The 25,664-nt window shown below is 60.2% G+C and carries 24 protein-coding genes; 5 read left to right on the forward strand and 19 right to left on the reverse strand.

Annotated features, from left to right (window positions below; translation table 11 throughout):
• Positions 1 to 116: 116 nt before the first annotated feature.
• The gene (locus tag ACGHEN_RS05630; RefSeq protein ID WP_390397940.1) at positions 117 to 1,115 is read right to left on the reverse strand and encodes a hypothetical protein; all 999 of its coding nucleotides are present in this window, start codon (positions 1,113 to 1,115) and stop codon (positions 117 to 119) included.
• A 355-nt stretch (positions 1,116 to 1,470) separates the two neighbouring features.
• Between ACGHEN_RS05630 and ACGHEN_RS05635 the strand changes: the two genes are divergently transcribed.
• The 3 genes from ACGHEN_RS05635 to ACGHEN_RS05645 all read left to right on the forward strand — a co-directional run bounded on the left by ACGHEN_RS05635 (position 1,471) and on the right by ACGHEN_RS05645 (position 2,386).
• Positions 1,471 to 1,596, forward strand: a complete 126-nt coding sequence (locus ACGHEN_RS05635; RefSeq protein ID WP_390397943.1) for a hypothetical protein — start codon at positions 1,471 to 1,473, stop codon at positions 1,594 to 1,596.
• A gap of 281 nt (positions 1,597 to 1,877) precedes the next feature.
• Positions 1,878 to 2,105, forward strand: coding sequence for a type II toxin-antitoxin system RelB family antitoxin (relB, locus tag ACGHEN_RS05640; protein WP_117774181.1), 228 nt, complete (start codon positions 1,878 to 1,880; stop codon positions 2,103 to 2,105).
• Positions 2,102 to 2,386 (forward strand): type II toxin-antitoxin system RelE/ParE family toxin, encoded by a 285-nt coding sequence (locus ACGHEN_RS05645; protein ID WP_390397946.1) that lies wholly within the window; start codon positions 2,102 to 2,104, stop codon positions 2,384 to 2,386. Before relB ends, ACGHEN_RS05645 begins: the two co-directional genes overlap by 4 nt.
• A 416-nt stretch (positions 2,387 to 2,802) precedes the next feature.
• On the opposite strand, the gene ACGHEN_RS05650 is transcribed toward ACGHEN_RS05645, so the two are convergent.
• The 4 genes from ACGHEN_RS05650 to ACGHEN_RS05665 all read right to left on the reverse strand — a co-directional run bounded on the left by ACGHEN_RS05650 (position 2,803) and on the right by ACGHEN_RS05665 (position 6,613).
• Positions 2,803 to 2,952, reverse strand: a complete 150-nt coding sequence (locus ACGHEN_RS05650; RefSeq protein WP_390397949.1) for a hypothetical protein — start codon at positions 2,950 to 2,952, stop codon at positions 2,803 to 2,805.
• 372 nt (positions 2,953 to 3,324) lie between these two features.
• Positions 3,325 to 4,587, reverse strand: a complete 1,263-nt coding sequence (locus ACGHEN_RS05655; RefSeq protein ID WP_390397345.1) for an IS30 family transposase — start codon at positions 4,585 to 4,587, stop codon at positions 3,325 to 3,327.
• A gap of 371 nt (positions 4,588 to 4,958) precedes the next feature.
• Entirely contained in the window at positions 4,959 to 6,221 is a 1,263-nt protein-coding gene (locus ACGHEN_RS05660; protein WP_390397345.1) for an IS30 family transposase, read from the reverse strand.
• A 266-nt stretch (positions 6,222 to 6,487) separates the two neighbouring features.
• Complete coding sequence (locus ACGHEN_RS05665; protein WP_390397952.1) at positions 6,488 to 6,613, reverse strand: hypothetical protein; 126 nt, start codon at positions 6,611 to 6,613, stop codon at positions 6,488 to 6,490.
• 304 nt (positions 6,614 to 6,917) lie between these two features.
• Between ACGHEN_RS05665 and ACGHEN_RS05670 the strand changes: the two genes are divergently transcribed.
• Both ACGHEN_RS05670 and ACGHEN_RS05675 read left to right on the forward strand, forming a co-directional pair.
• Positions 6,918 to 7,154, forward strand: a complete 237-nt coding sequence (locus tag ACGHEN_RS05670; protein WP_390397955.1) for an antitoxin — start codon at positions 6,918 to 6,920, stop codon at positions 7,152 to 7,154.
• A complete protein-coding gene (locus tag ACGHEN_RS05675) occupies positions 7,138 to 7,410 on the forward strand; it encodes a hypothetical protein (protein ID WP_390397958.1) in 273 nt (90 codons plus the stop codon). The genes ACGHEN_RS05670 and ACGHEN_RS05675 overlap by 17 nt, the downstream gene beginning before the upstream one ends.
• Before the next feature lie 318 nt (positions 7,411 to 7,728).
• Here ACGHEN_RS05675 and ACGHEN_RS05680 read toward each other — a convergent pair whose 3' ends face one another.
• The 14 genes from ACGHEN_RS05680 to ACGHEN_RS05745 all read right to left on the reverse strand — a co-directional run bounded on the left by ACGHEN_RS05680 (position 7,729) and on the right by ACGHEN_RS05745 (position 25,629).
• A complete protein-coding gene (locus tag ACGHEN_RS05680; RefSeq protein ID WP_390397960.1) occupies positions 7,729 to 8,493 on the reverse strand; it encodes a hypothetical protein in 765 nt (254 codons plus the stop codon).
• A gap of 1 nt (position 8,494) precedes the next feature.
• Positions 8,495 to 8,932 carry a hypothetical protein gene (locus ACGHEN_RS05685; RefSeq protein ID WP_390397963.1) on the reverse strand — a complete coding sequence of 146 codons (438 nt, stop codon included), beginning with the start codon at positions 8,930 to 8,932 and terminating at the stop codon, positions 8,495 to 8,497.
• An 83-nt stretch (positions 8,933 to 9,015) separates the two neighbouring features.
• A complete protein-coding gene (locus tag ACGHEN_RS05690) occupies positions 9,016 to 11,352 on the reverse strand; it encodes a helicase-related protein (protein ID WP_390397965.1) in 2,337 nt (778 codons plus the stop codon).
• Complete coding sequence (locus tag ACGHEN_RS05695; RefSeq protein ID WP_390397968.1) at positions 11,271 to 14,666, reverse strand: methyltransferase domain-containing protein; 3,396 nt, start codon at positions 14,664 to 14,666, stop codon at positions 11,271 to 11,273. The genes ACGHEN_RS05690 and ACGHEN_RS05695 overlap by 82 nt, the downstream gene beginning before the upstream one ends.
• A gap of 77 nt (positions 14,667 to 14,743) precedes the next feature.
• The gene (locus ACGHEN_RS05700; protein ID WP_390397971.1) at positions 14,744 to 15,058 is read right to left on the reverse strand and encodes a hypothetical protein; all 315 of its coding nucleotides are present in this window, start codon (positions 15,056 to 15,058) and stop codon (positions 14,744 to 14,746) included.
• 227 nt (positions 15,059 to 15,285) lie between these two features.
• Entirely contained in the window at positions 15,286 to 16,047 is a 762-nt protein-coding gene (locus tag ACGHEN_RS05705; RefSeq protein WP_390397974.1) for a hypothetical protein, read from the reverse strand.
• Positions 16,048 to 16,157: 110 nt separating this feature from the next.
• Entirely contained in the window at positions 16,158 to 16,883 is a 726-nt protein-coding gene (locus ACGHEN_RS05710; protein ID WP_390397976.1) for a hypothetical protein, read from the reverse strand.
• A 98-nt stretch (positions 16,884 to 16,981) separates the two neighbouring features.
• Entirely contained in the window at positions 16,982 to 17,239 is a 258-nt protein-coding gene (locus tag ACGHEN_RS05715) for a helix-turn-helix domain-containing protein (RefSeq protein ID WP_390397979.1), read from the reverse strand.
• Between the two features lie 77 nt (positions 17,240 to 17,316).
• On the reverse strand, positions 17,317 to 17,835 hold the full coding sequence (locus tag ACGHEN_RS05720) for a hypothetical protein (RefSeq protein WP_390397981.1): 519 nt from the start codon (positions 17,833 to 17,835) through the stop codon (positions 17,317 to 17,319).
• Positions 17,836 to 17,860: 25 nt separating this feature from the next.
• Positions 17,861 to 19,681, reverse strand: coding sequence for a phage tail tip lysozyme (locus tag ACGHEN_RS05725; RefSeq protein WP_390397983.1), 1,821 nt, complete (start codon positions 19,679 to 19,681; stop codon positions 17,861 to 17,863).
• 3 nt (positions 19,682 to 19,684) lie between these two features.
• Complete coding sequence (locus tag ACGHEN_RS05730) at positions 19,685 to 23,326, reverse strand: VirB4-like conjugal transfer ATPase, CD1110 family (RefSeq protein WP_390397986.1); 3,642 nt, start codon at positions 23,324 to 23,326, stop codon at positions 19,685 to 19,687.
• A complete protein-coding gene (locus ACGHEN_RS05735) occupies positions 23,323 to 23,793 on the reverse strand; it encodes a PrgI family mobile element protein (protein WP_390397989.1) in 471 nt (156 codons plus the stop codon). Before ACGHEN_RS05735 ends, ACGHEN_RS05730 begins: the two co-directional genes overlap by 4 nt.
• A gap of 13 nt (positions 23,794 to 23,806) precedes the next feature.
• Positions 23,807 to 25,393, reverse strand: a complete 1,587-nt coding sequence (locus ACGHEN_RS05740; RefSeq protein WP_390397991.1) for a hypothetical protein — start codon at positions 25,391 to 25,393, stop codon at positions 23,807 to 23,809.
• A 17-nt stretch (positions 25,394 to 25,410) separates the two neighbouring features.
• Entirely contained in the window at positions 25,411 to 25,629 is a 219-nt protein-coding gene (locus ACGHEN_RS05745; RefSeq protein WP_390397994.1) for a hypothetical protein, read from the reverse strand.
• Positions 25,630 to 25,664: the final 35 nt, after the last annotated feature.

Raw genomic sequence — 25,664 nt, forward strand, 5'->3', positions numbered from 1 at the left:
CCCGGCCGGGTCTCTCCACGAGACTGACCGTAACGGGAGTCATTTTCGCTCCAAAAGATTCTCATGGCCATAGGGGACCGTGGAGCTGCCCGACGGGCGCACCTGCGTACTCATGTCTATTCCGGCCTAAATACGGGCAGAGCGCGGGCGGGTGCCGGGACAACCCTTTCCGCTGGCTCCTGTTCGCTCTTAAGCTCAGCCTTCCTCGGATTGCCATAGAAATCCCCGGCGACCCAAGGCATATTCAGGTCCAGATGCTCCTTGAACATCGGCGCGACATGCTGATCCCATATCTCGAGATCGGTATCGAAAAGCTCACGCGCTTTCCTGAGAATCGAATCACGGTACTGAGCAGGAACCCCCTCCGAGATGAAGCCGGCCTCATTCATTTTGCGTATGAAATCGGGTGAGGAGCCGGCGCCCAGGACAAGCTCGACTCTCTCCTGGACGGTAACCACATTCCCGTCGGCGGGGCCGAGCAGCTCCTCTGCGTAAACGGGGTTAAATACGGCAAGCCTTTGCAGCCCTGCCAGGTGGTTGACTATTTCACGTTCCTCACAGCAGACTTTCGTGATCTTGCAATCCGGCATGAGCTTTAAGTTTAGGCCGTCCGCTATTAGGTAACATTCACCCCCATGACCGGAAGCAGGATCACGATAGCGTATTCTATGCTTTCGGTCTAACTTGCCATAGCAAAGGGCTTCAGCTGGCATATCTACCGCGATGTCGTAAGTTTTAAGAGCGCAGGCGAGGATGGGGAGTTCCAACTGCTCCGCTTCAAACCCTCGGGGCAGGCCCTTGTCGTCCTTGGCGCGAGTCTCACCTTTGCGAAGAGGAGTCGGATGATCTCGGTCATAATCCACGCTGATGACATATCCGGCCGATGTGGAGCTTCCCAGGAACGGCAAAAGAGTTTCGAATACCTTTGACTCGACCAGTGCTTCGTCCTTGAAGGAAACGCAATTCTCAAATCGAATTGTCCCCGGGAACGCATCGTCTCTCGTAACGGTCATCTTGCCAACCGAAGTCCTCAAGGGATACGGATCATATATGCCCGCGGCATCGAATCGTGGCAGCAGCGGAACCAGTATGCTCTCAGTTTTTTTCTTTGCCATAATCGTCTAGCCCTTTCTCCCAAGGGTTTCCATGAGATAAGAATCTCACCGTTGGAGCTCTTGCGCGGGGTCGTTTGGTGCCATCTGGTGACACCTCGGCCCGCAATGCCAAGTCTTGCAGATGTCCAGCATCCACTCTATTGGATGTGTGATAATAGAACACGCGTTCGTTCATAAATAGGAATGGGGAGGCGGCGTGGGGGAGAAGTCAATCAGGCTCGTGACGGCCCTGGTCGAGTGTCGGCCAGATGGGGAGTACGTACCTTGGGGTATCAAATGGTACGACGGCAGAATCTTCCCCTTCGCGGAGGTCGGCTGGCACGAGACGCGATCGTGGGTGTTGGGGGAGGGGCGCGTGTGCGAGAGCTGGCGCGTGAAGATGGGGGATGGAACCCTGCGCGACATCTGCCACCACGGCAACAGCTGGTATGTAGTCCATGACATGGATGACGACAGGCCGGATGACGGATGGTCTCCATAGCCGAGCCATCGTATCGGCAATAGTAGAATTACGACATAACGTAACTACGCAACAACGTATGAACGCTGCTTCATAACTGTGCAATAACATAATTACGCATCAACGCAACTTTTCAATATTGAAGGGGGAGGCATCACAGCTCCCCAATTTTCTTTTCAATGCAAGTGAAAACGCATTGATTAAACGTGCAGGCAGCTGTTATGCCTCGCATTTTATGACTGTCCCCGAAACGAACGGGTATAATCATCGTACTACATCGTTTTACGTTGATTGGAGCAACCATGGCCATGAGCGCGACCGCCATCAGGTTCGACGAGGGAGAGAAGGACTGGATTCAGTCCTATGCGAGCGTCCTCGGCATGTCCTTTTCTGAATTCGTGAGGAGTGCCGCCCTAGAGAAGGTCGAGGAGGCAGCCGATATCAAGGCATACAACGAGGCGTTGGTGGAAGATGACGGCACCCGTTACTCGATGGACGACGTCATGCGCATGGCCATGGAGGCCGAATGAGCTTCAGTGTCGAGTGGTCCAAGGCCGCGGCCAAGCAACTTCTCAAGATTCCGAAAAAGCAGCGGCTCATCATCCTGTCCTGGGTCCAAGAACATCTTGATGGATGCGAAGACCCACGTCTCGCACCGAACGGAAAACAGCTTCAGTGTACCGACTCTGGTTGGCGCTGGCGAGTCGGAGTCTACCGTATCCTGGGGAGGATCGAGGATGGGAAGGCCGTCATCGAGGTCGTGAGAGTCGGCCACCGCCAGGGCGTCTACAAAAACATGCCGCGGATATAACCTTCGCAGAGTCAACCCGACCGTTCGCAACGGCACCATCACCGGTTACCACAGGCGGCGCTTTTGTCGAACCCCGCTGAATACTGGCAACACCCGAACTGCGTAATAGCGTAACTACGGCATAGTGCAATTACGTAATAGCACGGTTGCGTAATACCGTAACTTCTCAAAAGTATAAGTATGCATAACGTAATTGTGCAGTTGTCGATTACATGCCCTGAGTGGCCCCGTCGTTACAGTCCGCATTGTATGAACGATGGATGATCTCACATGAGAACCCGAACACACGGTGGTTTTATCTGCCTAAAGAGGGTAAGATGACTGTTGAAGACGACGCATCCCGTGTAAGCAACATGGAGCGCGGGCGGCCTAGTTTTCAGTTTTGGTTAAATGCCCGGGCTCCACCCCGGGCATTCTTATTTGCGCTTGCTGCGCAAATGCCGTCCACCGTCCGCACCGCACGTACGCCTACGGACCTTAACTCGAACATCATACGAATCGAAAAACGCAATGACGAACGTGCCGACCGTCGCAAGGGCGGCCAGCGCATCAAGGATCTTTAGCATAGGGAAGCCTCCAATCGAATTGTCGGCCGCCCGCGCACGGAATGCGCCATCCCATCAATTCTAGACGAGTCATCGACTGTAGAACTCAATCGTCAGACAACCACAGTCCCAAGACGTATGGACGATGAATGAACTTCGATAGCAAACGGTTGATTTTCAATCTCAACGCAACAGCCTGAACGGGCTCCGCGTTTCCGCAGCTAGCGCAACGCGGGAATAGCCCCCGGCACCTGGTCGTCGCCTCGTTTCCGCAGGTGGAGAGGCTGTGGAGGCCGGCGTCCCCGTGCCGCCGCCGCATGCTCCGCCAGCCCGCCGCGCAGCCGTTCCGGACTCAGCGCAACGGGCCCTCCGGCCCATGTCCCGGCCCGCCGCCTATCCCGCCAGCGGCCCCTCGCCCCTCGCGGCCCTGGCCCTGTCGATGCAGCCGGGCGTGAGGTCGAGCTCGCCGGGCGCCAGCTCCTCTATCCCGAACGCGTCCATGAGGGCGGAGGCGTCCTCCCCGAGGGCCATCCGCAGCACGCGCGCCGGCGTCAGGAACCCGAGCGCCCCCCTCGGCTCGGAGTTCACCTGCGACATGAGCAGCGCGCAGTCCGCCGCCGTCAGCCGGTCGAACCTGGCCCCTGCGCCCTTGGGCAGCAGCTTCCTGATCTCCACGTGGTTCTTCTCGCACGCGCCCTTCTGCTGGCTCTGCCGGGGGTCGCAGTAGAAGAGCCTGGTCTCGCCGTCCCGCTCGCCGAACAGCGCCGCGATGGCGCCCTCGTCGGCGAACTCGCTCCCGTTGTCGGTGAGCACGGCGCCGAAGGCGCGCCTCGCGCCGTCCTCGCCGAGGACCCCGCGCAGGGAGGAGAGCGCCGCCAGGACCGAGGCGCACGTGCCGTCCGGCAGCGGCAGGGCCAGCTGGAAGCGGCTCGGGCGGTGCAGGAGCGTGAGGAGCCTGGCGGAGTCGCCCCTGGGGCCCTCGACGGTGTCCATCTCCCAGGCCGCGGCGCAGGCGTCCTCGCCGAGCGCGAGGAACGACGCGTGCGACCTGCGCGGCGAGTGGGACGTCGCCCTCCCCGGGGCCCGGCGCGACCTCGGCCTGTAGCCGACCTTGCGCCTGAGCTCCATGTTCGTCATGCCGTCGTAGCCGGCGTCCACCCACCTGTAGACGGTGGAGGCGCTGAGCCCGGGGGTCGTCGCCGCTATCTGCTGCGGGGAGAGCCCGCGCGCGAGCCCGTCCCTGATGGCCGCGAGCTTGGCGGCGGCGCCCTCCTCGGTCTCGTCGATCCCGGACCTGCTCGCCGAGAGCTCGGCGTCGGCCGCCTCCTGCGCCCTCCTTGCGCTGTAGAACACCCTGGGCCTCCTCGAGCAGCCGTAGCCCCTCCTGTGCGAGCAGCCGTTGCAGCACCTCGGCCACGCGGAGAGCCTGGGGCAGGCCCCCGACAGGTCCGCGGGCGCGGGCTCGCCGTAGCGCGAGCGCGGCGCGGTGACGTAGCGGTGCGCCGCCACCTCCCTGGTCACGGTCGATGGCGACCTGCCGAGCTCCGCGGCGATCTCGCGGGCGCTGCGGTTGCGGTCGAGCATCCTCTCGACCGTGTTCCTCTCGTGCCTCGTGAGCCTCCCGTACGACCTTCCGGACGGCTTGGGTCTGGACATGCCGGCCTCCCTCCATCGCGGGCCGGGGGATTCCGGCCCCTCTGGGGTTGCCTACCCGGATTCGCGCCTCAGGACTCAGCGCAACGCGTTGCGCTGAGTCCTGAGGCTGTTGCAATGAAAATGAGAATCAAGGTTCGATAGCAAACGGTTGATTTTCAATCTCAACGCAACAGCCTGAACGGGCTCCGCGTTTCCGCAGCTAGCGCAACGCGGGAATAGCCCCCGGCACCTGGTCGTCGCCTCGTTTCCGCAGGTGGAGAGGCTGTGGAGGCCGGCGTCCCCGTGCCGCCGCCGCATGCTCCGCCAGCCCGCCGCGCAGCCGTTCCGGACTCAGCGCAACGGGCCCTCCGGCCCATGTCCCGGCCCGCCGCCTATCCCGCCAGCGGCCCCTCGCCCCTCGCGGCCCTGGCCCTGTCGATGCAGCCGGGCGTGAGGTCGAGCTCGCCGGGCGCCAGCTCCTCTATCCCGAACGCGTCCATGAGGGCGGAGGCGTCCTCCCCGAGGGCCATCCGCAGCACGCGCGCCGGCGTCAGGAACCCGAGCGCCCCCCTCGGCTCGGAGTTCACCTGCGACATGAGCAGCGCGCAGTCCGCCGCCGTCAGCCGGTCGAACCTGGCCCCTGCGCCCTTGGGCAGCAGCTTCCTGATCTCCACGTGGTTCTTCTCGCACGCGCCCTTCTGCTGGCTCTGCCGGGGGTCGCAGTAGAAGAGCCTGGTCTCGCCGTCCCGCTCGCCGAACAGCGCCGCGATGGCGCCCTCGTCGGCGAACTCGCTCCCGTTGTCGGTGAGCACGGCGCCGAAGGCGCGCCTCGCGCCGTCCTCGCCGAGGACCCCGCGCAGGGAGGAGAGCGCCGCCAGGACCGAGGCGCACGTGCCGTCCGGCAGCGGCAGGGCCAGCTGGAAGCGGCTCGGGCGGTGCAGGAGCGTGAGGAGCCTGGCGGAGTCGCCCCTGGGGCCCTCGACGGTGTCCATCTCCCAGGCCGCGGCGCAGGCGTCCTCGCCGAGCGCGAGGAACGACGCGTGCGACCTGCGCGGCGAGTGGGACGTCGCCCTCCCCGGGGCCCGGCGCGACCTCGGCCTGTAGCCGACCTTGCGCCTGAGCTCCATGTTCGTCATGCCGTCGTAGCCGGCGTCCACCCACCTGTAGACGGTGGAGGCGCTGAGCCCGGGGGTCGTCGCCGCTATCTGCTGCGGGGAGAGCCCGCGCGCGAGCCCGTCCCTGATGGCCGCGAGCTTGGCGGCGGCGCCCTCCTCGGTCTCGTCGATCCCGGACCTGCTCGCCGAGAGCTCGGCGTCGGCCGCCTCCTGCGCCCTCCTTGCGCTGTAGAACACCCTGGGCCTCCTCGAGCAGCCGTAGCCCCTCCTGTGCGAGCAGCCGTTGCAGCACCTCGGCCACGCGGAGAGCCTGGGGCAGGCCCCCGACAGGTCCGCGGGCGCGGGCTCGCCGTAGCGCGAGCGCGGCGCGGTGACGTAGCGGTGCGCCGCCACCTCCCTGGTCACGGTCGATGGCGACCTGCCGAGCTCCGCGGCGATCTCGCGGGCGCTGCGGTTGCGGTCGAGCATCCTCTCGACCGTGTTCCTCTCGTGCCTCGTGAGCCTCCCGTACGACCTTCCGGACGGCTTGGGTCTGGACATGCCGGCCTCCCTCCATCGCGGGCCGGGGGATTCCGGCCCCTCTGGGGTTGCCTACCCGGATTCGCGCCTCAGGACTCAGCGCAACGCGTTGCGCTGAGTCCTGAGGCTGTTGCAATGAAAATGAGAATCAAGGTTCGATAGCAAACGCGATTTGATCTTTTGAAATATGGACGAATTCCTCGCCAGGAGGGTAAAATGGTGCCGACGGCAGCCCAAGTTGTAGAGAGCTGGGCAGAGCCGTTGCTTAATGAAGTTGGGTCATCGTCTTAGCGACGGTGGCCTTTCTTTTTGGGCTTCGAGCCCTGCTTGAGTGCCTTGGAAAGGCCGACAATGGCCGTGAGGAGCGAGACCATAGCGGTCAGGAGCTTCACGAGCTCGGTTAAATCGGTCATGGGCATCACCTCCCATCGAATGGAGGGCTCTGCCCGGCACGAGGGCTGCCGACAGCGAGGACGATTCTAGCAGAGCGACTGACCCTCCCCGGTTCTCTATGTTTCTTACAAGATTGGCGATTCAAGATGGGCGACATCAACCGAGTGCCGTCTTCTATTGTTCATTTTCATCCAGACGCCCCCGAGGGCTAAGGCCCTTCCTTCACACGACGCATATTGTCAATATAGTTATTGTTGTACACCCCTGCGGCTAGCGATGTGCTAGAAAGTAAAGCACGTTATACGAGTGATTGGGAGGTGCGTCATGGCAACTGCTACCGCGACTTTGAGCCTGCCCGAGGACTTACTAATCAGGTACGACCGTTTGGCGAAATCAACGGGACGCGCGAAGACTTTCTACATGACAGAAGCACTCGCTGCCGAGATTGACAGGCTTGAGTACGAGTACGGACTATTGAAGAAGGTCGAGGATTACCGGGCTGGTAGGCTTGAGACAGTGACGCTCGACGAGCTGGAGGAAAGCCTTGGACTGGCGAATTGAGGTCGACAAGGTCGGCAATCGTTCGATGAAGAAACTGGACAAGCAGATCGCCGAGAAAACCTTAGCTGGCCGTGGGGACATCCACCGCAACGGCACCCGCCTTGGACTGGCTGCCTTTTTCGAAGCCAATGGGGCAGGCAAGCACGATGGACTTGCGAACAAAACTCGAAATCCCCTTGCAGGAACCGTTCAAGTTCGCTCCGTTCAATCTGGTATTCCAACTTCCACTTACACCAATATGCTAATCCTGTCCTAGCAGAGCCAATCGATTTGACCTTTTCTTCCAGGGGCTGGCATGAGATAAGAATCCCACTGCCGAAACTCTCGCACGAGACCGTTTGGTGCCAGCGGGTGACATGCCAGTCCTTAGCAACAGCCGAACCGCCTGATAACGGAACTTTCGAATAACGTAACTACGCGACTGCACAACAACGGAACTACCCGATAACGTAACTGCGACATAAAGTAACTGCGTAATAACGTGACAGCGTAATTGTCGATTACATGATTTACCATGCTCATGAATAATGGAAAGCCCCTGCTCTAGACAGGGGCTTTCAGTCTGGCGAAACGTTTAATGGTGTGTTGAACGTTCTCTCATTTCGAGCGATTTTGTAAGGCTTTTCGTACCGGCGACGCCACGGCCCAAAAGGCCATCGAGGCCCGACCTCAGCGCCGCGACATCTGACGGCGAGGCCCCGTCACGCAAGATCTTCGAGTCGAGTAGCGACCTCATAAAGCGCTCTGGCGTCTTTTCCGAAAGAATTGCAGCGGCCTCGTTGGAAATCTGGTTCGGGTCGCGGGTAACGGGAATCGTCGGCATTTCCTCGGATGAGACAGGGTGCGACCCGTTATTCCTGAGCCAATATCTGAACTCGATATCGATATCTTCAGGAACCTCGACCCTAATCTCCCTGGCCTCCTCGTCGACCACGAGCGCGCCGTAAAGCGAGTCACGCTCGGCGTTCTCCACGACCCCCTCGAGCTCTAGGATGCCCATGAGGATCGGGAGTTCCATCAGGCTTTCATGTCCGGCACTGAAGCTCCCGATTTCCTTGGCACCATCATAATGGCCGGGAAATTTGACTACATAACCGTTGGGCGAAAGCTCCGGCCATCCGAGTGCAAGGGCAGCCTCCACCTCATGCGAGACGTGGGCCACAGGAGAGATGCCGTCACGCGAGAAGGGCTGGATGAAAACGCCCTCGCGGCCTTTCGGATCCCTCTTGAGTTTGAAACAGGCGTCATGGGGCCGACAAGGATAGTCACTGTACTTAGGCGTGTACTGCACACTGAATAAGGCGACGTAAGGCTCTCCGTAGTCATCCACAAGGTACATATCAGCTCCTCCTAATATTCGTTCGCTTGACCGTATTTTTTTCGTTTACCGCGATGCCGCGATCAGCCTTCTGCGCGCGCTCCGCATCGAAGGTCCTGACGAGCGCGGGCGCGTACTCCTCAGCAAGTGATGCGGCCTGCAGCTTGAACATGCGGGAGATGACACCCGCATCCTGCTTTGCCTGCTTGCCTGCGAGCGCGATGGCGGCCTCGCAGATCTCGTTGGTCGTCGGCTCCCTTCCGCCGAACTCCGCGAGCTCATTTCTCACGGTATCCAGCGAGCCGCCGTCATTTCGGGCATAGGCGGCGATATAGGCCTGCTTGAGCGCTTCGACCAGTCTCTCATCAGCCGCAATCCCAGTCTCGGTGGCACCGCCATCCCGATAGTAGGCCGTCGTGGCCCCCTCAATCGATTCGGCGAGACTTTTCCCTACATCCATCCCGTCTCCAATCTCATTCAACCTCAATAGGTCCTATAGCATCCAAACGATCGAAGTCTTTGGAAGCCGATTTTGCCTGTCGTTTAAAATCCATGACTGTTCGTGTGGGGATGCTCGTCTCCATCCCGCCCCTCAACACTGACGGGAGATTCCGTGATGGCATGGCCGTCTTCGTCCTGGCAATCATCTCCGCTTGACTCTTCCTGACCCTTTTGCAACTCCTTCTGCTCCAGCTCCGCAAGCTCGTCCTGCAGCTTCTTGAGGTTCTCCTCGCCGTCCCAGGGCTCGGCAACGATCTTGGTGGCATCCTCGAGCTGCTTGTCGGCACGCTCCATAAGGGCCCTTGCCTGGTCCAGACCGCCCGCCTCCTTATCGATAATGCCGTCCATCTGCTGCAGCACGGTGTGTGAACCGGAAGTGGCCGATGGCAGCATATGATTCGACCAGTGCGCGTCGGCTGTACCCTTGACCCTTAGGCCGATGAAAGGGTCGTAACGGAAGGTGCCGCCTCGCTCGAGCAGCGTCTGCTCCTTCTTCACGACAATCTCAAGACCGCGAAACTCTCCAATTGCCCTGATGGGGCCGATGGGGCAATCTCCGGCAGCCTGCCGGATCATTCCGATCGCGCTAGCTCGATCTAGCGCCGACAGGCCTCCGACCGAGACCCTTACGATATCTGTGCCCTTGTCGAGCTCCCTTTGCCTGTTCGCGCGCTCGAGGACATCGTGGTCGCGTTCGAGCAAATCGAATCGTCGGCGGTTGCATGCAGCTGAAGGCTCATAACGAGATTCGATCTGGTGGCGCATGTTTGCCACCATCTCGGCATGAGACTGCTTGAGCATGGACTGCGCCATAATCTCGCTTCTCAGCTCCTGGATCCTCTTGATATCGGGATTGCCGGACGCCACGGCGGCAAGGTCGGAGTAGGAGATCCTCGTCTCATCGATGTCATCCATGCTGCGTACGGACGGCTTATTCGAGAAGACCTGCCCGATGAAGCGCTGCTTGTGCTCGACGGTGGAGTAGAGGAAGGAGTCGAACGTTCCCTGGGCGACGTACTTGAAGTCCCTCACGCTCTCGAAAAGGTTTCCCTGACGCCTGATTCGACCAAGGCGTTGCTCGAAATCGGAAGGCCTCCATGGGCAATCAAGGTTGTGGATGGCCGCGAGTCTCGTCTGAACGTTTGTGCCCGTGCCCAGCTTCTCAGTCGAACCCATGAGAACGCGAACCTCACCCGTACGCACCTTCTCGAAGAGCGTTTCCTTCTTCTCCGGGTCGTTGCCGACGTCGCTGACGCAAGCAACCTGCTCTGAGGGGATTCCCGCCTCGATGAGGCGTCTCCTCATATCGTCTTGGATATTCCATTTTCCCGAGGCTGGGGTCGAACGGTCGCAGAAGACGAGCTGAGCGCCGCGAATGTCGGCCGTCTCCTCCCAGATTCTAAATACCTCACGTGCGCACGCCTCGCATTTGCCGCCCTCCATCGGCTCAAGCTCTGGGTGCATCAGCTTCGGGTCGAGGGCGACCTTCATGCCGTCGCCGGTGATCGCAAGCAGGTTATCGTTGTCATCGGCAGTTCCGGCGCGGACGCGCTCGCCGCGGATGCCGAGCTTTTTGACCTCCTCGACCTGCTCGGGCGTGGCTGGCACTGTGATATGGATCTCCTCGCAATCGGGGACCTTGAGGTTCACGGTCTCCTGCGTGACGATGTCCGCAAAAGTTCGATAGGCACCCATGAGCTCGGGGAGGTTATGGAACTTCGTGAAGCGCTGCTTCAGCTGGAAGCCGTTGCCCTCGGGCTTAATCTCCATCGAGTCCTCAATCGTTCCGAATGTGAACGCCCAGGCCGGGAACGATGACAGGCCCTGCCTCTCGAGGAGCTTAGGCGCGAGATAGCGCTGCATGTTGTACAGCTCGCCCATCGTATTGGTGACAGGCGTGCCCGTGGCGAACACGATGTTGCGTCCATGGCCAATCTCACGAAGGTAGGTGCACTTTTCAAGCAGGCTCTCACTACGGTTGGACTTCGAGGAAGTCATTCCCGCAATAGCGAGGCCATACGTAGGGAGATTCTTATAGTTGTGCGCCTCGTCCACAAACAGATAGTCGAAGCCGATCTCCTCGAACGAAAGCCCATCGGTCTTCGGAGAAGAATGGAGCTTCGAGAGCTTCTCATTGATTTTTTTAACTTCTTCCTCGAGCTTTTTTACCGAGAAGGTTCCACCGTTTTCTTGCGCATCTTCTTTGGCCCGCAGGAATTCCATCCTTCGGCGTTTGAGATAGACCTCCTTTCGCTCCTGCGAAAGGTCGAGCATATCAAAGCGCGAACTCGATACGATCACGGCGTCCCAGTCACCGTTTGCCGCGCGGCCGAAGAACTCCCTTGCCGCATCCGCAGAATCCGACTCAGATTTACCCATATAGAGCACCCTCGACCTGGATAGAGGTAGGCAAATTCCGATGCCCACTGTTCGGTTAGGTGCTTCGGCACGACGACAAGCGGCTTGTTGGCCCGACCGAGACGCCTGGCCTCCATGCACATGGCGATACCCGTATAGGTTTTTCCGGCGCCGACAACATGGGCCACAAGCGTGCCCTCATCTGCCTGCCCGGCTCGCGCGACGGCTGCACGCTGATGCGGCCTCATCTCCACGTCGGGATTCATACCGGGAAACGTGAGGTAAGAGCCGTCATACGTCCTGGGGGCAAGACGGTTGTACCTATCGTTGTAGATTCTGCATAGGACATTCGCCCGGTCCGGGTCTGCCCACACCCATTTCTCGAAAGCTGACGAAATCAAGCGTCTCCTGTCCCATGCGGCCTTAGTCCCCTGGGGGTCGGGAATCTTCTTGCCCGTTGACAGGTCGGTCTTGTTCAGCTTCGTCTCGCTGCCGTTGAGGACGGCCGAAATGACCTTGAGCGGCGAATAGCTGTTGCACCCGTATCTGGCCAGCACCTCGAGCGAAAGCTCGGTCGCGTTTCCCGTCAGACGCCATTTTCCGGTACGAGGCTCATGGGCAACCTCGAATTTCCTCTGCTTTGCCGCAGTCATCTCACCATCAGTTAACTCGAGTTCCTCCTCGATGAAGCTCATAACGAAGGAGGGGGGAATCCAGGGAGAACCCAGGGTCGCCGCGATCTCTCCGGGACCCAGCTCACGTGGAAGCACGGCTTTCAGTTTCTCTTCGCAGGTGCGCAGCGCGGCGAGCCTCTCGACATCAGACTCGGTTAGGCCGAAGGCTGCCATATGTCGCTCGCGTCTAGCCCTGTACTCGGCAAGGTCATCTGAGTTGACGAGCTCCTCGTGGGGAATAGGCTGATCGACGTCGCCTACCCAGTCGACATGGGTAGTCCTCATCACGGCCTCGTCACCAGCCTGGCGGTAGCCGAGCGAGATAAGGAATTCGGCCGGCACGGGGTCCGCCTTCATCGCAGCCGCCAAAACACTCGAAAGGGGCTCCTGCTCCGACTTCCGGGCAACAGAGATCCCATACGCGCGCGCCAGGTTTTTGATCGGATCGGGAGTCTGATATGTGTTGTCAGCATCGGCACGCCCAAGTGCGACGGCAAGGACATCAGGCCCCACGCGGGGATTGGTGGACAATCGCCAGAGAACCTCCTCCGTGTTCATCCCATCGGTCGCGAAATCCCGTTTACTTGCCAGATATCCGAGCGATCTCTCGACAAGCGCCGCGATGAGCGGGTTCGATATGGCCGCGTAGCCGTTCCTGCGCTCGATGGAGATGTGAACCCCCTCATCGAGCTCTCCCAAGGCTGCAATTAACGCCTCTCCGGTCCACGTGCTGAATGACCTGTCGCGCCAGCTGTCGGGGAGGCTGCCGACATGCGCCGAGGCGATAACGGCACGGTCGGCCGTCAAGGGATGGACGCAGGTATCCCACAGGCCACTTTTCGTGAGAACGGTAACGGCTCTCGCCACCTCCGCACTCGTCTCGGGAGTGCGGGCAGGGGGAATCGATACAGACTCGAGCCAGGAGCTTTCCCCGGCGTCAACCCGATAGCTCTCTATCTTCTTTTGCATCGAATGGATCGCATCGAGCTTCTCGCCGATATCGCCGGAAAGATATGCCTCGGCGCTCTCGATTATCGACGTGATCGGATCGCGGACGATGAGGTCGCCGAGCCTTTGCTCGGCCTCGGCGACACTGCAGCCGAGTAGTCGCCCGATGAGTGCCAGATCGACGCCGCCCGTACGGTCATATGAGACGGCCAGGGCATCAGCCGGGGTCTCCAAACGGTCGGGGAGGGGTGCCTGGGGGCGCACAGTGCGCTTCGAGAGGATATCGGCCTTGCGGACGAAGTTCTTCTTGGTGTCCAGCACCTCGAGACTGAAGAGGTTGATGCCGAGCGAGCAGTCGTGATAGCCCTTCATGGTAAGGACCCTGCGGTTCTTCTGATCATTCAGGCGACCGTATCGCTCAGCGAAGCGGTCATAGCGGTCGTTGAGCGCCTTTATTCCAGATTCGATTGCGGCATCAGTCGATTTGGGGTCACGCTCGAGCGAGATTAGTGCTCGCACGGCATCCCTGATCTCGAGCATTGCGCGGGCACGATCCTCTGCCCCCCGGCCTGTGGGCCGGAAAAGCTCGACCGTGTCGCCGTTGCCGTACCAGATAGATCCGCCGTCGCCCAGTGTGAACTCATAGAGCGCAGGGTCGGCGGGAACCGGCGCGACCTCGGGTACGGCAGACCTATCGGGCATCCCCTCGAAAGTATGGTAGATTGCAGCGATGGCCTGATCTGCCAGGGCCTTCCTGGCACCATCGGCGATACCCTTGACGTCAAGACCGCTGGTCAGCGCATATCCGGGGCCGTACGCGGTCATTTCTGAACCCTGCTCGCCGACGGCCATGGACGGATTGGAGGCAAGCAGTGCGTTCACGCGGAAGCCGTCCGCGTTGGTCGCCGTGTGGACCCAGGCCGGCGCACTTTCGCGCTCGACCTCACGCGGCTTCTCAAGTTTTCTCAGGATGACGAGGTCGCACAGCGCGCTCGTTCCAGCCTGGCTCTCGAATGTCTCCTTGGGGAGTCGTGCCATACCGACAAGGTCGCACTCTCGCGCAAGGTACTCACGCGTGGCCTCGCGTGCCTTATCCATTGTGTAGCGGCTCGTCAGCACGGCGACGATACCGCCGGGGCGCACGGCGGCCATGGCCCTCTTGATCATATAGTCGTGAAGCGGTACCCCATCAATTTTAATAGCGTCGGAGTAGGGGACGTTGCCTATGGCGGCGTCAAATGACCCATCGGGGATCTCGCATTTTTCGATATCTGCGGCGACGATCGTATGGTCCGGGCAAAGCACACGAGCAAGTCCCGCGCTCACGGGGTCGATCTCCACGCCGGTCACATGGACGTCCATGCCCTCGGGCACGCAGCGCATGAAGTTGCCCGTGCCGCAGCCCGGCTCCAGAATCTCGGCTCTGCCCCCATCGCAGATACCGGCATCCCTCAGCGTCTCCCAGATAAGCTCTACGACGGGACGGGGGGTATAGAAGGCAGTGAGGACCGTCGCGCGCTGCTCGGCGAACTCATCTTCGCTCAGCAGCTCTTTCAGCTCCCGTGATACCTCGGCCCAGCCGCCGGTCTGGTTTTCGGCAAAGGCGTTCGCGGCACCGCCCCAACCGGAGTAGGCTGAAATGGCGCGTGCCTCCTCTGGGGTGGCGTCTCGCCCCTCATCCATGGTCGCCTTGAGGGCGCGCAGGGCGGCCACGTTCAGCCTCGCGCGCTCCAGCGGCGAATGGCCGGCCTGGGCATCGGGGTTAAGGTACTCGGTGTTGCGGCGGGTGGCTAGAGTGTGAGCACCGTCTCGTTGAGGGCGATCTCTTCGGCCATCTTCCGGGCGCTGTTGGCCCTGCGAATGTAGTCGTCGTACCGGCACTCGGCCATCGTGAGCTGTGCGAACTCCGTCGTCGCCCCGCAGCTCTCCATGCAGCTGTCCTGAAGCTCCGCGAGCCTCGTCAGATAGTTGCGCTCCACTGCCTTGAGATACTCCTCCGTCTCGCCGGCCGCATCTATCCTGGCCAGTTCCTCCGGAGCGTTCTGCTCCATGAAGGAATACCGGAGTCCCCTCACGCCCCTGTACGGGTTCTTCAGCACCGACATGCGCTTCCTCCTCGGAATCATCGTTGCGGGCGGCCTTATCGCCTCCCGTTTGGCTTACATAAGATTCCTGTTGCGCACCAAAGTCAAGTGCCAACCTTTGCTGTGCATCCACGTCATCTATTTGTTTTTCGGCTGGCGCCTCGTAAATTGAGGGGTCGTCCATCGCGAAGAGGGAGATTTGCCCCTCAACCGCGACAAAGCGCCTCGACGTTCTCCTGGCCATGGAACTACGCCCCCTTTCGGGCGTTGTTGGAGGCTCCGCGCGCGCCGGCATCGAAGGATGCGAGCATACTCTTCAGGCGCTTTGTCGTCATGGTTGCCGATTGGCCGCGCTCGACCGGGCTGCTCTGCGAAGCCCGCGTTCTCGGCTTGCGCTCGTAACCCGCCCTCTTGAGGGCGCGGTCGATTCTGTCCGTGGCGCCCCTCACTTGGGCGCAGACGCGCTCGATGCGGGCGAGAAGCAGCTCGGTGTCCTCCATCGGCACTGGAATCTCCAAGCCGTCATCGATCCCGTAGCGGCGAAGCGTCACATGGGAGGCCATCGGGTCCATGCCCTCAAGGTCGATGTCTTCGACGGCCTTCGTTACCGCGTCGAGCGCGACCGTATCCCCCTCGACCACCCTGATCGGAGCGGCACCGGGACACGAGGTGAGGCCTGTGTAGGCTGAGGCGGGGTAGACGGTCTCCGGCACGAGCTCGCAATCGAGAGTCAGCTCTTCACCGACCCGTTTTGCAAAGGGAACGAGGATTTCAAACCCTACCGGATGCTCTTTGATTTTGCCGCCCAACCTATCAGCGAGCGATCTGCTGAGGACAGCGGAGGTATCGGCCTCGGGATGGTCGAGTTTGAATGCCGCGAGGGCGAGAATACTCCTCGGGCCCAATTCGGAATGCTCGGCCATGGAGTCAAGAATCGTCTCCCAGCCTCGCGGGTGACCCATTACCGCCGCGAGTATCTCGACAGGCGCTTCGATTAACCTCTGCTGCATTATTTCCTCCCCGTCTCAGTCAACTCCCATCGATGATGGGGGAGTGCACCCATGCCATCCGGTGCGGGAACAAGTGTTCATCATGGCAAGGATGCTGAGGTACAGCCAGATCACTGCTGGCAACGGTGCACCGCTGCACCGCAAGGGGCATCTAGTCCCTGTCCCTCATAGAAGGACGCATCTTGAAGCTCGTAGAAGCATATGACAGGTACGCCGTTATAGACACATGATTTGGTCGATTTGCTATTCCACCTTCCGACGCATGGGTCATGGGTGAGGTCAAATAGGGGTGGCCATTTCTGAATCGCAAGGTCGAGGACATCCTCCTCGTTATACTCGCCGTTATGGAGGAAGGCGAAGTGAGGCGCGCCGTGTTTTGCGCCTCCGCAGATTTCGACAACTGAAACCTGGCTGAAAGATTCTGAGCTTTCGCCGTCACCAAGCAATATCCAAGACGATGGGACGACAGCGAAATCATTGTCGGCAAGATCAATCCGCCGCATGTCGCGGGGCTTGATCTCTGCCATGTAGTAAAGTGAAAAGTGCTCGTGAAGGCGCTGGAACTGATCCTGGCTACGCTTAAGTTCCGCTACGCACAATTCCTCTGAACCATCAAATGAGAGGTGTCTCATTTCCTGCGCAGTAAGTTGAAGCTCTATTTTGCAGGCTTTATCCATGGCCTCAGCAACTCGAGGCGTAAGACAGGTGAGCATAACACTCAGATAGTCAATCGCCTCACCGGTACTCCGGATTGATTCGGGTTTCTTGCTGCGCAGCTCCTCGATTCTATCCGGCGTAGCCACCTCAACGGTCGTACCGAATTTTATCTTATTCATCTCTGAGCCCTGTAACGGTAGTCTTGCCATGTCCTGTCCATTCTCTATCAGTATTTGCTTTGACTTCGCGCCCAACGATAGAAAGACCGCCCGAGCCTTTAGTCCGATGCCTTATCTGCGTCCGCGCCCGCGGTCTTCGGCGCCGAGGCGATCTTCGCGAGCCTCGTGAGCCCCGAGGCTATCTCAACCGCGTCCGCGCCCAACAGCCAGTCTGCAGGCACGCCAAACGTCCTCGAGAGGGCCTTGAGCGAGACCGCCGAAGGCAGCCTGACGCCCGTCAACCAAAGGGCGATCGAGCGCGGCGATTGGCCGATCGTTGCCGCAAGCTCATCCTGGCCGACACCCGTCACTCTCATGAGGGCGGCCAGGCGCCGGCGAAAGAGCAGCAGGGACGGTTCTGTTGTGTAGGGTCCGGGCGCATTCTTCATCTAAATCAGTACGTCCCGACGTTGAAGCCCTCGCCCTTGGTGAAATCGACGGTCACGGGAATCTCCGTCTCGTTGGGGAAGTAGGCGCGGATGACCCAGTAGGGGATATCGGAGCCATCGGGTCCCATTCCCGCATTCACGTCGCTCGACTCGATAAGCGTCTTCTCGGGAACGCCGTATTCTGAGGTCAGGGATGTGAGGTATGCGGCGACAGCGTCCTGGAAACCTGCCTGGGTCGCTTCCTCCGGCAGGTTGTCGGGCACGGCCACGATCGAGGGGTCAACCTGGGCCGTCTCACCCTGGCCATCTATAGTACCGGTCTCCGATCCATCGCCCAGCTCGTCACCTGCGACATCGGCATCACTATCGGTTGCCGTAGAGGATTCTACGGCCGAATCGCCATCCGACCTGCCCATGGGCGGGAATACCGCAAATGCGATATTGATTGCGATGCAAACCGCGATGATGCCGACGCAGGCGAGAATAATCCCCTTTGAGTCGAGCTTCTTTCCCTTATCGTACATGGAACAAATTCCTTTCCTCTTAGAGCTATTTGAGCTCCACTCCGCCCATCCAGCCCCAGAAGACGCCGGAGCCCTTTCCGTAGAAGGCCATGAATTCGTCGAGCGTTTTGGTCGTAATAGCGCCCTCGTTGCTCATGACCTTGCCGTCACCGACGTAGATGCCGACATGGCCATAGAGAAGGCCGGGCGTTCCGGTGCCGGGGTGGCTCGTGTCGCCCACGATCATGCCGACCTTGAGGTCTGCTGGGTTGTTGCTATGGCACCAGGCCTTGACCATGTCGCAGGCGTTGCCGCCGTAGTAGCCGACGCCGGCGGCCTTGAACACATTAGTCACCCAGGCGGCGCACCAGTTCTTGCCTGGCGAGGGTGTCGATTTGCATGCGCTCACGACGGCCAGCTGGGTGCCCGTGGCGCCCGACAGTTCCTGGCCGGAGCCGCCGAGGGAGCCCGAAGTGATGGCGTTATAGAAATACTCCGCGTTTGGGTACCTTGAGTCCCAGCCGTGCGGCTTGCCTCCCACCATCGCGCACCGCTCCCATCCCATCGCATAGTGCATCGTCGCCGACTCGAGATCGTCGGTCTCCATGAATGTCTGGTAGGTGTACTTGCCGTTCGCACTGGTGAACGAGCCCCACTCATCGTGGTCCGACCAGAACTCGAGCTGAACGTCGAGTTCGTACCAGTTCCTTCCCGTCTCCTTGGCGAACTGGGCAAGGCGAAGGCGACGCCCCCCGTCCCATTGGCCGATGCCAACCGCCTTGTTGTAGACGGGACCCCTCGCGATGATCTCGTCATTGGTGCAAGGACTGATACCCTCTTCCCAATAGGCACGACCGCCCTTCGCCTGGTCGGCCATCGGGTATATCTTCTTGGCTGCGGTGCCCGCGGACTCATGGCAATAGTTTCCCATGATGGCCGCGGCATGGATGTCGTCACACCCGTGGTCCTTGAGGTACAGATATATCTTGAGCTCATCGCCGCCCAGGCTCGCCGTACTGCTAGCGCCGGCGGCCTGGTTGCCGAACAGAACGATGCCAAGCGACGAGGCTAGGACCACGCCCATGAACAGCAGGCAGCCGAGCGAAAGCAGGGAGGTGAACAGGGCGACCCTGTTCCTCCATGCCCTCATGGAGAGGAACTTCTGCCTTCCCTTGCGCCCCTTGAATATTTTTCGCGAGATGCTGCCGCCGACGGCGCGGCTCGCCTTCTTCCCGAGCGAGGCCTGTTTGAGTGCCGCCTTGCGTTTCCTGCGCAGAGAGCGCTTGCGGTAGTCCTTGAGCTTTTTGACGGCGGCCGGGTCCTTCTTGAAGGAACCGGGACGGCGCTTCATGAGGATATCGAGCTCGACCGCGTTGGCGCGATCAAGCGCCTTTGAGGCGCTGCCGGCAAACGGGGCGACAGGGACCGTCGCCACCTTTTTCGCGAGTTCCGAAGACGCCACGAGCTGTGCCGAGGGCGTTGCGCCCGACACAGTGGCCCCGCGTCGGGAAGACGAGGCCATAGCGGAGGGGGAGAAACCCGATCCCTCCGCCATATCTGTGTCGGGCGCATCGGCTTCGGATGCACCTGCCATCGTGGATCGCGCGGCGGCTGCAAAGGCGCCGCCGTAGGAGGCTGCGCCCGCGGCGGCAGATGCCGCACGCGAGCGCGTCGTTTTCTGTGCGCCGAGACGAGAAAGGTCGGATGAGTTCGCGCGCGAGCCATTCTTGCGCGAAGAGGATCCTGCCGATGCCGTGGCATACCGCGAATCCGATTCGAGCATGGCGGCGACGGTGCCCGCACGCCTGCTAACGGCAGCACGGGCATCCGCATGGGCAAGGTTGGAGCTGTATCTCGTCGAGCGCATTATCTAGCCTACGAAACCGGAGCCGTTTGCGTATTCGCTAAGGCCCTCGGGGCTGATTTCATCGGGGTTTGCGAACACGCCGCCGACATCCTCGCCGCTGTCGTTTTGATAGTTCAGCAGGGTGTCCATGGCGCCTTTGACCGATGCGCTGTTGAAGTGCTGTTCAGCGGGCTGTTGGGGAGCAGCCGTCGCCTGCAGCGCGGCCTGATGGCGGCGCTGAGCCGCGCGCTGGTTTGGATACATGCCGCCGGTCTGCATGAAGTCTGCAGCGGAAGTCTGCTGGGGTGTTGCGGAGTGCACCGGCTGTTGAGGGACTTGCGCCTGAGTGCGCGGACGGGCCGGCGATTCCACCGGCTGCTGACGGGCACCATCGAGACGAGAGGCAGCCTGCTCGGTATCCTCCTCGATGGACTGAGTCTGCTCGGGGAAAGCGGCACGCTGGGGCTCCGCTACGGCATCAAGGCCGTTGGCGCGCTCCGACATGGCAACGAGCGCCTGCAGCGTGTATCCGACTTCGGAACCAGAAAGGGCGACCGTGCCGTTCGAGAAGGCGATGTCGCCGGAGGGGTCGGCGCCGAGCGTGATGCCGGCAGCGGAAAGCGCCAGCGCGAAATCGTCGAAGTGGGTGTCGCTCTCACGGGTGAAGACCTGATCGATCGCGTTCAGGACAAGTTTCTTGAGCTCGGCTTCAGCCTGTGCGCGCAGCTCCTCCTCGGTCGGGAGTCGACGGGTGTTGAAGCGCGAGAAGCTCACGCCCTCCTGGAAGTCACGAATATCCATATCTTCCATCCTTTCATTTTTGGCGGCAACCGCGTCTCGGTTGTCGCCGCCGTTGAAACCAAATTGCTCGTTCGCAGGTCGATCGGAGGATCGGACTTGCGGCGGGGGAGCCATGTGCGCCGGCGAGGGCACACTGCGACCGATCTCCTCACGTCTCGAACGCGAGGACGATGACGGGGCGTCCTCCGGCTCGTCGAGCGTATCGACGTCGGGCCTCACCGGCACCGGCCTCGCCACCCGGCGCTTGATATCGGCGGGACGGGTCGTGCAGATGTCGTAGAGCGTCGGGCAGATCTTCTGGTCGATCGGGAAGTCGAAATGGACCACGCGGTTCTTGAACACGTAGAGGCCCTCGCCGGGATGAGCGGTTGCCAAAACCTTCGTCTGGCTCTCGGAGAGGTTGAATAGCTCCTGGAAGTCGGGCAGAAGGTCGCTCGTCTGCTGCAGGACCGTCACAAAGGGCGAGTTCTGGAACATGTAGCGCGTCTCCTCGCTGTTGAGGACGCGCGAGAGGTTCTGGGTGATGGCGTTGATGTAGAAGTCCCATTTGCCGCCACGGGTGAAGAAGCGGTCGATCTGGCTGCGCGCGTAGGGACTGTCGAGCAGGAGCTGGAACTCGTCGATAACGAGCCAGGTTCGCCTTCCGGCGCGGCGGTTCGCCGAGACGCGGACCCAGATATGGTCGAGGATGATGAGCAGCGCCAGGGGCTTGAGCTCACTGGACAGCTCATGCAGGTCGAAGCACACGAGGTTCGACTGGAGGTCAACGTTCGTCGGATGGTTAAACAGCGACAGCGTGCCCGTGACATAGCGGCGAATGAGCTTCGCGAGGTCGCGGGCGTCGCGCATATCGGAGCCCTGCTCGGACATCAGGAAGTCATAGATATCCTGAAGTGTCGGCAAGTTCTCGGGACGCGGGTCATCTAGGTATCGGTTATACGCGTAGGCAGCGGCGGCATCGAGGACGTTTGCCTGGGCGTCGTTGACGCTGCTCGCCATCATGCGAACGAGCGACTGGATGAAGGACACCTTCGCCGGCACAGGGGAAGACTTTGTCTCCGGGTCGTCCGAGCCGTAGGCAAGGGAGATGTCGAGGGGGTTGATGTAGTCGCCGGAGTTTTCCGCGATACGGATCACTTGGCCGCCGAGATACTCGGTGGGGGTGACGTACTCGCCCTCGGGGTCGATAGTGATCACGTCGTCGTCCGGATGCTTCAGGTGCACGGGGATGATGCGGGTGATCTTCGAATTGAACGACTTGCCGGAACGGGGTTGTGCCAGCGTGAAGCTGTTCGTGTGCTCATGGGAGACCGGATCGTAGACGATGAACGAGCGGGTCTCGGCATTGAGGCCCATGATGTTGCCGCCCGGGTCATTCATCTCCGCCGCAACGAACATCATCATGTGCGCCAGGGGATCTGTCGTGAGGGTGCGCTCGTACGGGATATAGGGGGTACCGATAGGCAGGGCGGTCGAGAACGATTCCTCGCGAAGCGCGCGCCAGGAATCGGGATAGGGCTTCCTGTGCGTGGAAAACACCTTCTCGACCTCGCGGCATGCCTCCTCGAGCTCCGTCTCCGTGCGACCCTGGACGGCAACGACCGTAGTGACGCCGAACGCATGCATCTCCGCGCTTTCGAGGTCGTCTCGGAAGGCCTCGGCGTCCTCCTGGGCCTCACGCATGGCAGGCGGCATGTTACTCTGGTCGACGAAGTAGCCGACCTCGGGACGGCTCGTGTTGAACTGATAGGTGTTATTTTCCTCGGTGATCTCATGCAGGTGGTTCTCTGCAGCGGAGATCGCGGCAGAGAATTCCCAGGGCCGGATGTGCCAGGCGACGGTGAGGTCGTAGGGCAGGCCCGTCAAATCTGAGATAAAGGAGTCTTTCATTGTCTTACCGTACCCGTCGAGGGTGACGTCATAGGTCTTCACCCAACGGCGCCCGACGATCATCCTCGGATCGCCGCGATAGCCGTCTGCCGTGAGGACGGAAGAGGGGGCCACGAGCTCGCGGGTCGTGAGGCCGACGGTTCCGGAAAGACGCTCGAAGTTCGCCGTGCCCGGGTTATCGTCCTGACGCGTCATGGCTTGGATGATATCGAGACGCTGCTGGCCGTCGAGGATATGCGCATCGGATCCGAGGTCGCGCATGAAGCGCAGGAAGGAATCGGCCTCCTGGGAAAGGCGCGGGACGGCGCGCTCCATCGTGTCGGCAGACACCGCGATCGTCACGATGCGGTCACGGCGAACGGATCTGGAGGATTTCGCCAGCATGGAGCGAGTCCAAGCGTTGTACTCGCGACGCAAGACGTTGCCGCGATCGTCACCGGGCACCTCTCGGAATAGCAGGTCGGAGGCGAACTCCTCCGGGCTTACACGCTTGTTCATGATGAAGATGCCGAGGCGCACCGTATGGTCGAGGGAGTCGAGATACGCCGCCCATGCCTCGCGAACGCGATATTGGTCCTCGGGTCGTGCGCCTTGATAGTTGACGTCGTCGACCCGCAGGGCGATGGAGTAGGTCGCCGAATCGATACGCATGACGCCGTCGACCGTTAGCAGCTCGTAGGGCACGAGTTTCGTGGTCGTCCACTTGGGTTGGACGAGCTTTACGTCGGTCGACAGGGCGGTGTTGACGCCGAGATCGGCCTGGTCCTCATCCGTCTCCCAGGAAGAGCCAAGGGGGATGGATGGCACGTCGGGACCATATTTCGCAAGATGTTTGTCGCGTTTCTTATTCAGCTTTTTCAGGCGCTTGTCCATTTGGCGCACGCCCTTCGGCCAACCAGCCTCGACGGCGTTCGCGCGGCGCTGTTCCGCCTCCGCGATCTCACGGTCGAGATCCTCAATCGTCATCCTGCTCATCTCGGGTTTCTCCTATCGTTATCAATAGAGACCTCTGCCATCGCCTGGGCGATTCCCGCCGGCACGGTCTCCTGTTCTATCTTTCTTGCTTTCTTCGCAGCCTTTTCACGGCGCTTCTCCTTACGCAATTCGGCCCGAGTCTTCTTTGGCGTCGCGACCTCAAAAGTCGGCACCGCGAGCATGAGTTGATCCGGCTCGGCCCGGTCCTTCAGCATGAGGGGCAGCCATTTTTCCGATTTGAGGCCATGGTGCGAATGGAGGCCGATTACGCCGATCGCGACGCAAACCGGTATCGCCAGATAAGTGACGGCTTCGAGATTCCAGCCCCATGCGTAAACGCCGTAAATGCCGACAGATACGACCGAAGCGGCAGCCAACGCCGCCACAGCGGAGCGCTTGGAAAAATGACCGAAAATATTTCTCGCGACATAGTTGTTGATATCGTCGCGCACGAATGTCTCTGCCATTTCATCACCTTCCCTAGGCAAGGCCAAACAGGCTGTTGGCGACCAACTTGGACTTGTTGACGATTTCCGTGATGCACAGGACAGCGCACATCGACGGGATCAGGGCGGCGACGGCATCCCCAAACCCGCTCAGGCTGCTCGTGTCAGACGTGATCGGCGCTATGAGCTCGGAGGCCACTGTCATGATCAAGGGGATCATGCCGATGGCGATGACAATCATGACCGCCTGGAAGCACACCGCGGCGAAGCGCTTGAGGTACCCGACCCCCATTGCCCTGGACCTGTCGTCTGCGAAAAATGCAAGGCAGAGTGGGCTCGCCGCCGCCCTGAGATATATCTCGCCGACGCGTACAAAGATGGTAGTGAGTACGCAAAATAGGCAGGCAACGCAGGCGACAAGGGCCACGATCGCAAGGAGCAGCAGGATAAAGGACGTGCTCGCCTGGGCATACGTCAGAGAGTCGAACGAGGCGATCACTTGCTCTTTTATGCCGAGGGACTTTGACGCCTCTATGCCGACAGACGCGAGCGCGATGTTCACGACCCTTACCAGATTCTGGGCGAGGATATATATGCAGGCGCAGATATCCATCGCGTGCACAATGAGGGTGTAGCTCACCGCGAACATCATCACGACGAAGGCGAGGCTTGCCATGATGTCGATACCGGCCATCTTGCGGCGGACATCGAGCTGGTGCATAAGGGCGACGCCGAAAGTCAGGCCAAGAAACGCAAAGGCGTAAGGCTGGAAGGCGTTTTTGGACAACGTCGATGCCATGGTGTAGAACTGGGCAAAAGGCCCATTGGTGAAATCGGAAGTGAAAGCCGTATCCGCCGTGGAGGACACCAACGAAATACACCATTCGGCGAGACTGGTAGCATTCTCGGCAAGTCCGCGGCAGAAGGACCATGCCAAATTTTCGGCAGAATACTTAAAGAATTCAAAATTTAGAGCGAATTTGGGCGGATGATCCTTGATTAACTGGTTTTCCAAGTCCTCCGGGTCCTTTGCTGCCGAGTCTTTGTCGGTATGAGGTCCGCCACCGGTTCCAGTGGATTCCTGTCCAGTTGCCGCGGCTTTTGCTATCTCCCAGCCATCAGGGGCCCAACTTGGCGCCAAGCTCTTCAGAAACTCACTATCGCTCAAACTTCCGCTCAGCTTTTTTGTTTTGGCGGTTTTTGAACTTACAGTTTTACCGTTCTTATCGACATAGATCGGGCCATAAAGATTTGCGCTTCCGTTTCCGATTTTCACCTCATATCTGATTTCATGAGCGGTGATGTTGCCATGTTTAAAGTCTATAAACTTGTCTTTTTCAATATCTGACCAACGGATGACGACATAGCGCTTAGAGTCTGTTGCCTGGGAACCTGAAACATCAAGCGAGTCTCTTACAGACCACTGACCCTTTTGCGCAGCATATGCGATGCCAGACAGCGCGCAGCCCAGCACCAGCAGGGCAACGCTGACAACCGCGAAGCGAAAAATGCACTCCGACCACTTTATGCATCGCCTGTCGAGCTCGTATTCCCCGTATGGTTCCGTCGGCCTTGGCGACCGGTCATCCCCGATGGGGGAGCCGGCGGCGAAGGCGAGCAACCTCTCCCGAATACTCATTATTGAATGATGCCGTTAAAAAGCTGGGAGATGATGTGGGACACGCCGCATCCGGCAATGAATACGCCGGCGAGCACCTGCCACCATTCGGTACCGTGGCCGGGACGTCCCTTGGTCTTTTCCTCAAGCAGGTTGTATACACCCCACAGGGCAAACAGAGAACCACCGGCAATCATGAGATTCTCGAAGGATGTGACGATTGTTGAAAGCTGTTCCATTGAAATGTCCTTCCCTAGGATTTGCGATATCTATT

This window comes from Collinsella sp. i06-0019-1H4 (assembly GCF_042849575.1).
Lineage (GTDB): Bacteria > Actinomycetota > Coriobacteriia > Coriobacteriales > Coriobacteriaceae > Collinsella.

Bases quoted from the DNA above. Each gene is read 5' to 3' on its own strand.
- ACGHEN_RS05630 (WP_390397940.1), bottom strand. From the start codon at position 1,115: ATGGCAAAGAAAAAAACTGAGAGCATACTGGTTCCGCTGCTGCCACGA.
- relB (WP_117774181.1), top strand. From the start codon at position 1,878: ATGGCCATGAGCGCGACCGCCATCAGGTTCGACGAGGGAGAGAAGGAC.
- ACGHEN_RS05645 (WP_390397946.1), top strand. From the start codon at position 2,102: ATGAGCTTCAGTGTCGAGTGGTCCAAGGCCGCGGCCAAGCAACTTCTC.
- ACGHEN_RS05650 (WP_390397949.1), bottom strand. From the start codon at position 2,952: ATGCTAAAGATCCTTGATGCGCTGGCCGCCCTTGCGACGGTCGGCACG.
- ACGHEN_RS05655 (WP_390397345.1), bottom strand. From the start codon at position 4,587: ATGTCCAGACCCAAGCCGTCCGGAAGGTCGTACGGGAGGCTCACGAGG.
- ACGHEN_RS05660 (WP_390397345.1), bottom strand. From the start codon at position 6,221: ATGTCCAGACCCAAGCCGTCCGGAAGGTCGTACGGGAGGCTCACGAGG.
- ACGHEN_RS05665 (WP_390397952.1), bottom strand. From the start codon at position 6,613: ATGACCGATTTAACCGAGCTCGTGAAGCTCCTGACCGCTATGGTCTCG.
- ACGHEN_RS05670 (WP_390397955.1), top strand. From the start codon at position 6,918: ATGGCAACTGCTACCGCGACTTTGAGCCTGCCCGAGGACTTACTAATC.
- ACGHEN_RS05680 (WP_390397960.1), bottom strand. From the start codon at position 8,493: ATGTACCTTGTGGATGACTACGGAGAGCCTTACGTCGCCTTATTCAGT.
- ACGHEN_RS05685 (WP_390397963.1), bottom strand. From the start codon at position 8,932: ATGGATGTAGGGAAAAGTCTCGCCGAATCGATTGAGGGGGCCACGACG.
- ACGHEN_RS05690 (WP_390397965.1), bottom strand. From the start codon at position 11,352: ATGGGTAAATCTGAGTCGGATTCTGCGGATGCGGCAAGGGAGTTCTTC.
- ACGHEN_RS05700 (WP_390397971.1), bottom strand. From the start codon at position 15,058: ATGTCGGTGCTGAAGAACCCGTACAGGGGCGTGAGGGGACTCCGGTAT.
- ACGHEN_RS05705 (WP_390397974.1), bottom strand. From the start codon at position 16,047: ATGCAGCAGAGGTTAATCGAAGCGCCTGTCGAGATACTCGCGGCGGTA.
- ACGHEN_RS05710 (WP_390397976.1), bottom strand. From the start codon at position 16,883: ATGAATAAGATAAAATTCGGTACGACCGTTGAGGTGGCTACGCCGGAT.
- ACGHEN_RS05715 (WP_390397979.1), bottom strand. From the start codon at position 17,239: ATGAGAGTGACGGGTGTCGGCCAGGATGAGCTTGCGGCAACGATCGGC.
- ACGHEN_RS05720 (WP_390397981.1), bottom strand. From the start codon at position 17,835: ATGTACGATAAGGGAAAGAAGCTCGACTCAAAGGGGATTATTCTCGCC.
- ACGHEN_RS05725 (WP_390397983.1), bottom strand. From the start codon at position 19,681: ATGCGCTCGACGAGATACAGCTCCAACCTTGCCCATGCGGATGCCCGT.
- ACGHEN_RS05730 (WP_390397986.1), bottom strand. From the start codon at position 23,326: ATGAGCAGGATGACGATTGAGGATCTCGACCGTGAGATCGCGGAGGCG.
- ACGHEN_RS05735 (WP_390397989.1), bottom strand. From the start codon at position 23,793: ATGGCAGAGACATTCGTGCGCGACGATATCAACAACTATGTCGCGAGA.
- ACGHEN_RS05745 (WP_390397994.1), bottom strand. From the start codon at position 25,629: ATGGAACAGCTTTCAACAATCGTCACATCCTTCGAGAATCTCATGATT.